At 70.2% G+C, this 9,040-nt stretch carries 7 protein-coding genes; 2 read left to right on the forward strand and 5 right to left on the reverse strand.

What is annotated here, in order from left to right; all coding sequences use genetic code 11:
* Nucleotides 1-89: 89 nt before the first annotated feature.
* The 5 genes from DEJ05_RS17560 to DEJ05_RS17580 form a co-directional block, all read right to left on the reverse strand.
* Nucleotides 90-914, reverse strand: coding sequence for a DUF4397 domain-containing protein (locus DEJ05_RS17560; protein WP_111111288.1), 825 nt, complete (start codon nucleotides 912-914; stop codon nucleotides 90-92).
* 341 nt (nucleotides 915-1,255) lie between these two features.
* The gene (locus DEJ05_RS17565) at nucleotides 1,256-3,244 is read right to left on the reverse strand and encodes a glycosyltransferase family 39 protein (protein WP_111111291.1); all 1,989 of its coding nucleotides are present in this window, start codon (nucleotides 3,242-3,244) and stop codon (nucleotides 1,256-1,258) included.
* Nucleotides 3,241-4,746 (reverse strand): glycosyltransferase, encoded by a 1,506-nt coding sequence (locus DEJ05_RS17570; protein WP_111111293.1) that lies wholly within the window; start codon nucleotides 4,744-4,746, stop codon nucleotides 3,241-3,243. The genes DEJ05_RS17565 and DEJ05_RS17570 overlap by 4 nt, the downstream gene beginning before the upstream one ends.
* On the reverse strand, nucleotides 4,743-5,240 hold the full coding sequence (locus tag DEJ05_RS17575; protein WP_258320816.1) for a GtrA family protein: 498 nt from the start codon (nucleotides 5,238-5,240) through the stop codon (nucleotides 4,743-4,745). Before DEJ05_RS17575 ends, DEJ05_RS17570 begins: the two co-directional genes overlap by 4 nt.
* 217 nt (nucleotides 5,241-5,457) lie before the next feature.
* Nucleotides 5,458-6,462 carry an aldo/keto reductase family protein gene (locus DEJ05_RS17580; RefSeq protein WP_071405490.1) on the reverse strand — a complete coding sequence of 335 codons (1,005 nt, stop codon included), beginning with the start codon at nucleotides 6,460-6,462 and terminating at the stop codon, nucleotides 5,458-5,460.
* 362 nt (nucleotides 6,463-6,824) lie between these two features.
* Between DEJ05_RS17580 and DEJ05_RS17930 the strand changes: the two genes are divergently transcribed.
* Nucleotides 6,825-7,757, forward strand: coding sequence for a hypothetical protein (locus DEJ05_RS17930; RefSeq protein ID WP_146245140.1), 933 nt, complete (start codon nucleotides 6,825-6,827; stop codon nucleotides 7,755-7,757).
* A gap of 109 nt (nucleotides 7,758-7,866) precedes the next feature.
* Nucleotides 7,867-8,427 (forward strand): YceI family protein, encoded by a 561-nt coding sequence (locus DEJ05_RS17595; protein WP_027464630.1) that lies wholly within the window; start codon nucleotides 7,867-7,869, stop codon nucleotides 8,425-8,427.
* Nucleotides 8,428-9,040 lie beyond the last annotated feature (613 nt).

Here is a 9,040-nt window from a genome sequence, read left to right on the forward strand (position 1 = left end):
CCGTTCGCTGTTCCGCTGACGCCCCGGACTGGAGGCGCGGATCACGTGGGCCGTTCAGCGCACGTGATCCGCGCCTCCAGTCCGGGGCGTCAGCGGAACAGCGAACGGAGCATCGCGACGGCCGCGTGGACCGCCTCGGTCACCGGTCGGTCGGCGGCAGCGCCGCCACCGCCGGTCTGCACACCGCCGGACGGGGTGGCGGCGGTCGCCGCGGCGTCCGTCACGGGCACGACCGTCAGGTTGCCCTTGCTGTCGTCGAGGACGAACAGGGTCGAGACCGTGTTGCCGGCGAGGTCGACCTTGGCGGTGCCCCGCTGGCCGCTGCCGGAGACGTCGAGCGACCACTTGCCGGCGTCGACCGTTGCGTACTTGGTGGCGCTGCCGAAGGTGGCGTCCTCGGCGATCGGGGTGCCGTCGGAGGTCTGCACGTCGACGCGCTTCGCGGTGGTGGCGGCCTGGACGAGCCGGAGCTTCGCCTTGCCGTCGCCGGGCTGCTGCAGGTCGTCGGTGAACGCGGTCGTCTTGAGCCCGTCGTTCTTGCCGTAGGCGACGACGGTGCTGGCGTCGCCCTTCTGCACGGTGACGTCGGTGGAGATGACCGGGGTGGAACGCGGGGCGTCGGCGGCGCGCATCGACAGGACGTAGGTGCCGACCGGCAGCTTCTCGTACGGGCTGACCTGGCCGTAGGTGACGTCGTCGAGTTCGAAGACGGTCTTGCCCCCGGCGAGGCTGGACAGTTCGACGTCGACGCCCTTCGTGTCCGGCGACAGGTGTCCGACGCGGAGCCAGCCCTGGTCGGCCGTCGCGGCGGAGGCGGTCTGCGGGGCGGCGAGCCCGACCGTCGCGGCGACGAGTGTGGCGGCGAGCGCTCCGACGACGACGGTGCGGCGGCGGTTCGTGGTGCGTGCGGTCATGATGGTGCTCCTTCGGGTCGAGGTGCGGTTGGCGTGCGGGTGTCGTGTCGAGGTGCGGGCCGTGCGGGCCGTGCGGGTCGTGCGGGCCCCCGGGCGAGCGGGCGAAATGCCGGGGTCCGCGCCGGAGCCCTCCGGGCATTTCGCCCGCTCGTCCAGCGGGCGTTCCGCCCCGACGTGTTCGCGGGGAACGGTTCCGCGGCCGCCCCAGCGAGCGGGCGGAATGCCGGGGTCCACGCCGGAGCCCTCCGGGCATTTCGCCCGCTCGCGGAATGCCCGCTCGCGGAACGCCCGCTCGCGGGACGCCAGCTCGGCCGGCTCCCACTCGGCCGAGCGATCGGGGGTCACGAGGCGCTCGTCGCGGTCGTCGTCGGGTCGGCCGGGGCGTACGTCACCGTGAGCCGTGCTCCCTCGCGCTCGACCGAGTCCGGCCGGAACGCCTGGGACATGGCGTCGAAGGTCCGAGCGACCCGTGCTGCCGAGGCGTCGTCGCTCGTGTGCAGGACGACGGTGCGGAACGGCTGGCCGGTCTCCCCGGTGCGCGGGGTGAACCGGTCGACCCGCACGTCCTGGTCGGCGAGCACCTGTCCGAGCGCGATCATCGCCCGCGAGTCGACCTGTCCGGCGCGGAACTGCGACTTCGTGCCGTCGTCCGCACGCAGGGCCGGGTTCGAGGCGAGCTCGGTCCCCAGGGTCTTCCGGACGTCGGTGGCCCGGGTGATCGCGGTCTCGGCGGCACTGGCTCCCTCGGCGTGGATCCGGCGGACCTCGACCTGCTGGTCACCGGTGCCGAAGGTCGCGACGGCCGTGGAGTTCTCGATCGCCTGGCGCACGTCGGTGGACGAGTTGCCGCCCGTGCGCATGGAGTCCGTCGTGATGACGTAGTCCGAGTCCTTCCAGCCGTTCGGGGACTGCCGTTCCACCGCTCCGTCGGTGTCGAGCTTGTAGTACCAGACGACGTTGTTCCGGGCGAAGCCGTCGTCCACCAGGTCGACCCACATGGCGTCGTCGACCAGCAGACGCGAGGACTTCGGCACGTTGTCGCCCACCCACTGCTCGGCCTGCTGCATGGGCAGGTCGAGGTTGCCGAGCAGGAACCCGCGCAGCTGGGTCCCCCACAGCGGCACCGCGACGACGAGCGCCGCAGCCGTGACGACGGCCCAGGTGATGCCGAGGCCGCGCCGTGCTCTCGGGCCGAACCGGCTCCGGGTGTGGACCCGACCGGCGATCGTCAGGACGGCACGCTCGGCGGTGTACGCGACGAGGAGCGCCGCGAACGGGATGAGCATGATGACGTACGGCACCGGCAGGTACCCGTTCGGCCGGAACATCACCGCGAGCAGGAACACGAGCATCGCGGCGATCGGTCGAACCCGCCGCAGGAACAGCCCCACGACTGCGGCGACCGAGCCGAGCACGATGAACACCGGGTCGAGTGCCCACCACTGCGCGGCGGCCTCGTTCGCCAGGCTGCCCCCGTCGAACACCGATCCGGAAGCGGTCCGCGAACCGAGCTGGTAGGTGACGCCCTCCCACAGGCTGACCCGCCCGGCACCCGGAACGAGTTCGCCCTTCACCGCGGCGAGCAGCAGGTACCCGCCGCCGATCAGCACGAGCACGGCCCCGGCGACGCTGAGCGTGTACCGGCGGGTGCTCTTGTCGGCGCGACGCACGGCCATCCAGATGAGGAACGGCAGCGCGAGCAGGTAGGTCTCCTTGGACAGCACGGCGATGCCGAGGCAGGCAGCGGCACCGGCGAACCCGGCGAGCTGCTGGCGACGGCTCAGCACGAGGACGAACGCGGCGAGCAGCCAGGGCGTCGCGACGTTGTCGATGTACACGGTGCGGTGGTACTGCAGCGCGAGCGGTGACAGCGCGAAGACGAGTCCGGCCGCGGCCGCCGTGATCCGTCCGGCACCGAGCCGTCGGGCCAGGACGAACAGCAGGATGCTCGAGACGGCGGAGAAGAACACCATGGCCTCGCGCCCGGCCTCCACCGCGAAGGGGTACCGCGCGAACGCCCCGGTCAGCCCGGTGTACCCGGCGATCTGGATCCATCCGAGCGGCGGGTGGTCGTACCAGTACGTGTAGTGGGTGAGCTCGCCGAGGTTCGTGATCGCCCACGCTTGGGCGGTGTACGTCCCCTCGTCGTCGATGCGCTGCGGTGTGCCCGACATGTTCCAGGCCTGGACGAGCACGGTCACCGCGACGACGGGCAGCAACCACGTCAGGCTGGCTGCGTGCCGGCGGAACCACGCCCCGATGCCGGTGCGGCGGGCGGTGGAGCCACCACGGATCGGGATGCCCGTGGTGTCGGTGATGCTGGCGGTCATCGGGTGCCTCCCGTGGTGGTGCCGGCGAACGCACGATCGGACGACGCTGCGCGCGCGGACGACGCTGCGCCCGACCCGTCGAGGTCCGAGGCGAAGCCGACCACCTGTCCGTTGCGGTGCTGGCCGGTGTGCTCGGTCTTCTCCCACCCGTTCTGGCCCTTGGCGTGCCGGACGACTGCCCGGACCGCGGCGGCGGCGAGGAACACCTGGTACGGCACCAGGCCGAGCACGAGCCGCACGTAGTCGCGGAGGCGGACCTTCTCGCCGTACAGGCGGCCGAACTCGTTCAGCCCGACGATCTCGACGGCGAGCAGCATCAGCGTCGGTGCGACCGGGATGAACGACACCAGGGCGATCGCCGTCGGCACCTTGACGAACAGGATCATCAGGACGCTCAGCGGGATGAGCAGCCCGGTGGCCGCCTGGATGAACGGCATCGTGAGCATGTAGCGGGCGAAGAACCGCTGCCGGAAGGACGGCAGCTTCTTCCACTCCCCCTTGCCCAGCACCTGCAGGAAGCCCTGGTTCCACCGCGTGCGCTGCTTGAGCAGCGAGGCGAAGGTCGGCGGGGTCTCCTCGCGGGTGACGGCCTCGGGGCTGTAGGCGACGACGACCTTCGCGCCGTCGGCGGAGAGCCGCACGCCGAGCTCGCAGTCCTCGGCGAGGCAGTGCGCGTCCCAGCCGTTCGACCACTCCAGGCGGGAGCGCGTCACGAAGACGGTGTTGCCCCCGAGCGGGATGAACTTGGACCCGGCGTGGAAGTGCAGGCGCGAGCGGAACCAGAAGTAGTACTCCAGGACGTTCCGGAGCGACCACCAGCTCGACGTGAAGTTCATCAGCTGGACGCCGCCCTGCACCACGTCGGCGTCGGTCTCCTGGAACCGCGAGTCGACGAGGGAGAGCAGCCGGGGGTAGACCTCGTCCTCGGCGTCGAACACCCCGACGATGTCGCCCGTCGCGTGCTGGAGCGCCAGGTTCATCGCCTTCGGCTTGTTCTTCGGCAGGGTGTCGTCCACCACGACCTTGATCAGGGAGGGGTGCCGAGCCGCCGCAGCACGCACGACGGCGTCGGTCTCCGGGTCGTCCTCCCCGACGATCGCGATGATCTCGAAGTCGGGGTGGTCCTGGGTCGCGAGCATGTCGAGCGTCTGCCCCATCACGTCCTGCTCGTGCCGACCGGGCACCAGGAGCGTGAACCGGTGCGCCGCCGGCCGCGGGGTCTGGCTGAAGCTGGTGGACTTCAGCGCGTCCCGCGAGCGCCAGGCGTGCAGCATCCACCAGAGGGTGGTCAACGCGATGATCGTGAGCAGCACGGAGAGGGCGATGAGGGTCGAGTAGCCGAGCCACTCGCCCAGCGACCAGGCGGCCTGTGGGAGCTGCCCCGAGCCTCCCGTCGGCACGTCCGTGGTCCCGCGGTTCGGGACGTCCCCGGTCGGGGCGGGGCGTTCGTCGGGCTGGAGCAGCGGCCCTGCGGCCGTCAGCAACACGGCTGAGATGGTCATTCGGGGAACCCCTTCGGACGTGTGTCGGTGGACCGGAAGACGAGGGCCTTGTACGCGGCGAACCGGAACGCGGTGCCGAGGACGAGGCCGACGCCGTTGCCGGCGACGTTGTCGGCGAGGGTGGACGTGAAGCCGAGGACGTAGTGCGAGACGAACAGGCAGGCAGCGGCGATGCCGAGGCCGACGAGGTTCGTGGCAGCGAAGAGCAACCCCTCACGGACGGTCTCGCGGCGGCCGGTCTGGCGCTGGGAACGGAAGGTGATGAAGCGGTTGCCGAGCCACGCGACCGAGGTCGCCACGATGGCCGACACGATCTTCGCGGCGATGGGACCGTCCGACATGACGGTGGCGCGGAGCAGGTTGTAGACACCCAGGTCGATGACGAAGCAGACGGCACCGATGGTGCCGAACGACGCGAGTTGCCTCGCGGTGGCGAGCAGGCGCGGGACCGTGCCAGGGCGCACGGTCCGCACCGCACCGGTGTCGGGTGACACCAGAACGGGGGTACGAGTTCGGGTCATGCCCCCGATTCGGGGGGCGTGGCTGGGTGGTTTGGGCGGGGTACGCGACTTGCCAGGGCTCTGCCAGATGCGCGACACATGCCGTTCATCTTGACGATCCGTCAGCTGCGGTGGTCAGGGGCGCACGGACGACGGACGGGAGGCCCGGTGCCAGCTGGCACCGGGCCTCCCGTCCGTCGGTCGGTTGCGTCTACGCGGGGCGCGACGACGGGGACACGTTCTTCGACGCGTCCCGTTCCGGGATGTCGCCGAGTGCCTCGTCGATCGCCGCGAGGGCGTCCGCGTCGAGCTTGACGCCGGCGGCCTTCACGTTGTCGGTGACCTGCTGCGGACGCGAGGCGCCGACGATGGCGCTCGCGACGTTCTCGTTCTGCAGGGTCCACGCGATCGCGAGCTGCGCGAGCGTGAGGCCGGCCTGGTCGGCGACGGGCTGCAGGCGCTGCACGGCTTCGAGGACCTCGTCGCGCATGAACCGCTTGATCATGTCCGCGCCGCCCTTCTCATCCGTGGCACGCGAGCCCTCGGGCAGGGGCTGACCCGGCTTGTACTTGCCGGTCAGGACGCCCTGCGCGATGGGCGACCAGACGATCTGCGACAGGCCGAGCTGCTTCGAGGCGGGGACGACCTCGCCCTCGATGACGCGCCACAGCATCGAGTACTGCGGCTGGTTCGAGATGAGCTGGAAGCCGAGCTCCTTGGCCAGTGCGGCACCGGCGCGGATCTGCTCGGCGGACCACTCGCTGACGCCGATGTAGAGCGCCTTGCCCTGACGGACGACGTCGGCGAAGGCCTGCATCGTCTCTTCGAGGGGGGTCTCGTAGTCGTAGCGGTGTGCCTGGTAGAGGTCGACGTAGTCGGTCTGCAGTCGCTCGAGCGAGCCGTCGATCGACTCCATGATGTGCTTGCGGCTGAGGCCGACGTCGTTGTGCCCCTTCGGGCCGGTCGGCCAGTAGACCTTCGTGAAGACCTCGAGGGACTGGCGCCGCTCGCCCTTGAGCGCCTCGCCGAGGACGGTCTCGGCGGCGGTGTTGGCGTACGTGTCCGCGGTGTCGAACGTGGTGATGCCGGCGTCGAGCGCTGCCCGCACGCACTGGGTGGCGACGTCGTTCTCGACCTGCGAGCCGTGCGTCAGCCAGTTGCCGTAGGTGATCTCGGAGATCTTGAGTCCGGAGTTGCCCAGGTACCTGAATTCCATGGTCCCGACGCTACTGGAGTGAGCGCGCACGTGAGGGGTCCCGCGAGTGCCTGTCGGGGTGGGTGTGGCGTGTGGGTGGGGGTCGGATCCGCGAGCGGGCGAAATGCCACGGTGCTCTTGCCAGCCCACCCACACCTTTCGCCCGCTCGCCTGGATGACCCCGGGCTGCGACTTCCGCGCTCCCTGCGATCGCCTCCACCCCCGCGAGCGGGCGAAACACCGCGGTGCCGTCGGCGGCGGGCGCGGTGTTTCACCCGCTCGCGGGGGCAACCGACCCTCCACAGCGGCGAGAGCGGGCAAAGCCGTCCACAGAGGAGGCCCGACTCCCGTCCTCGGGGTCGGCTCGCCGTCACGCTGTGGAGATGACCGCAAGACGCCGACTCCCGATGGCGCTCCGCGACGCTTCGTTCCGAGTACGGGACGCGCTGCACAGAGGCGTTTCGCGGGGCCGACTCGACGCTCGAGATCTCGTCCGCCCGTTCCACGGCATCCGATCAGCGTTCCCACCGGAGTCCGTGGATGAACGCGCAAGGGCGCTCGCTCCTCGACTCCGCCCCGATCAGGTCTTCAGTCACGTCACTGCGGCAGCGATCATCGGCGTCCCGCTCCCCCGCCGTCTCGAACGCGATCAGCGGTTGCACGTCACGACGATCGGGACCGACCAAGCGCTCCGGGTTCGCGGCACGGTCGGCCACCGAGCTCGGTACGGATCGGTCCGCGCGACGATCGCGCGAGGAGTGCCGCTGACCACTCCGGCCGACACGTTCGTCGCACTGGGCTCGATGCTGACGCTCGACGAACTCATCGTCGCGGGCGACGCGCTCGTGGGGTGGCTCGGCTGGACGACGCTCGACGAACTCGCCCAGGCCGTCCGACGACGACGCGGCATTCGCGGCATCGTGAAGCTCCGCCTCGCGCTCGATGAGATCCGGAGGGGATCTCGGTCTCCCGGAGAGACCCGGACGCGGCTGGCACTCGTCCGCTGCGGACTCCCGGAACCGGCGCTCAACCACGATGTCGTCGTCGACGGGCAGTGGATCGCATGTGTGGACCTCGCCTACCCCGATGCCAGGGTTGCGATCGAGTACGAGAGTGATTTGCACCGCACTGATCCAGCCACCTTCCGGAAGGACCTGACGCGGGGGGAGCACCTCAAGGACGTCGACTGGTGGCTCGTCAGAGCAACAGCAGAGGACGTCGCGCATGGTGTCGACCGTTTCGTGCACCGCATCCGTCGGCTGCTCGAGGTCGGCGCCAGAGGTGCTCACGACGCGCGGTTTGCGACACTTGGGTGAACAATGGTTGACGCTTCAACCAAAACGGTGCACACTGTCGTAGTATCAACTCGATGCAGGCGCATGGAACGCGTCGCACCGCAGACTCTCGTTCGGAAGAAGGACCACCATGACGCTCACCGCTGACACCGTTCCCGGCTACAAGACCGGCACCTGGAAGATCGACCCGACCCACTCCGAGGTCACCTTCTCGGTCCGCCACCTCGCCATCAGCAAGGTCAAGGGCAAGTTCGAGACGTTCGACGCCACCGTCGTCACCGCCGAGAACCCGCTCGAGTCGACCGTCGAGGCCAACATCGACGTCGCGTCGATCAACACCGGCCAGGAGCAGCGCGACCAGCACCTCAAGACGAGCGACTTCTTCCTCACCGAGGAGCACCCGCAGCTGACCTTCCGCTCGACGAGCATCGAGGCGAAGGGCGACGACCTGCACATTGCGGGCGACCTGACCCTGCGCGGCGTCACCAAGCCGGTCGTCCTCAAGGCCGAGCTCGGTGGCTTCACCACGGACGGCTACGGCCAGGTCAAGTTCGGTGCCGAGGCGACCACGAAGATCGACCGCACCGAGTTCGGTGTGAACTGGAACGCGGCGCTCGAGGCCGGTGGCTTCACGCTCGGCAACGACGTCACGATCAACCTCGACGTCCAGTTCGTCCTCCAGGCGGCCTGAGCCACCTCTGACTCAACGCCCGACTGAGGGCACCGAGCAGCACTCCCCGAACCCGAGAAGAACGCCCCGACTCCGCACGGAGTCGGGGCGTTCTTCGTTGTCGGCACCGCTCCCCCGACCACGAGCGGGCGAAATACCTTGGCCCTTCGTCCTGTCTCGTCAGGCATTCCGCCCGCTCGCCGATGCCGGGCACCGAAGTCGACGTCGATCCCCGCAATCACGCCCACGCCGGCGCCCGTGAGCACGCCCACGCCCACGCTCACGCTCACGCTCACGCTCACGCTCACGCTCACGCTCACGCTCACGCTCACGAGCGGGCGAAACACCACGCCGATCTCCGTAGCACGCCGGACATTTCGCCCGCTCGCGCAAGGACCCGGGCGGGAGGAGCGAGCGATCCCGGCCGAGATCGGGAGCGCGGCCGAGCGGGCGGAATGCCCGGGACACGGCGGGGACGAAGTGCGGTATTTCGCCCGCTCGCGCGAGGGGGCCCGGGCAGCGGGCAGGGCAGCCAGCGGGCACGAGCGCACGAGCGCACGAGCGCCCGAGCGCCCGGGCGCCGGACGAGCGACCGAGCGGACGGGCACCACCCGGCCCCCGCCCCGCCCCGGCC

It is taken from the genome of Curtobacterium sp. MCLR17_045 (genome assembly GCF_003234405.1).
Lineage (GTDB): Bacteria > Actinomycetota > Actinomycetes > Actinomycetales > Microbacteriaceae > Curtobacterium > Curtobacterium flaccumfaciens.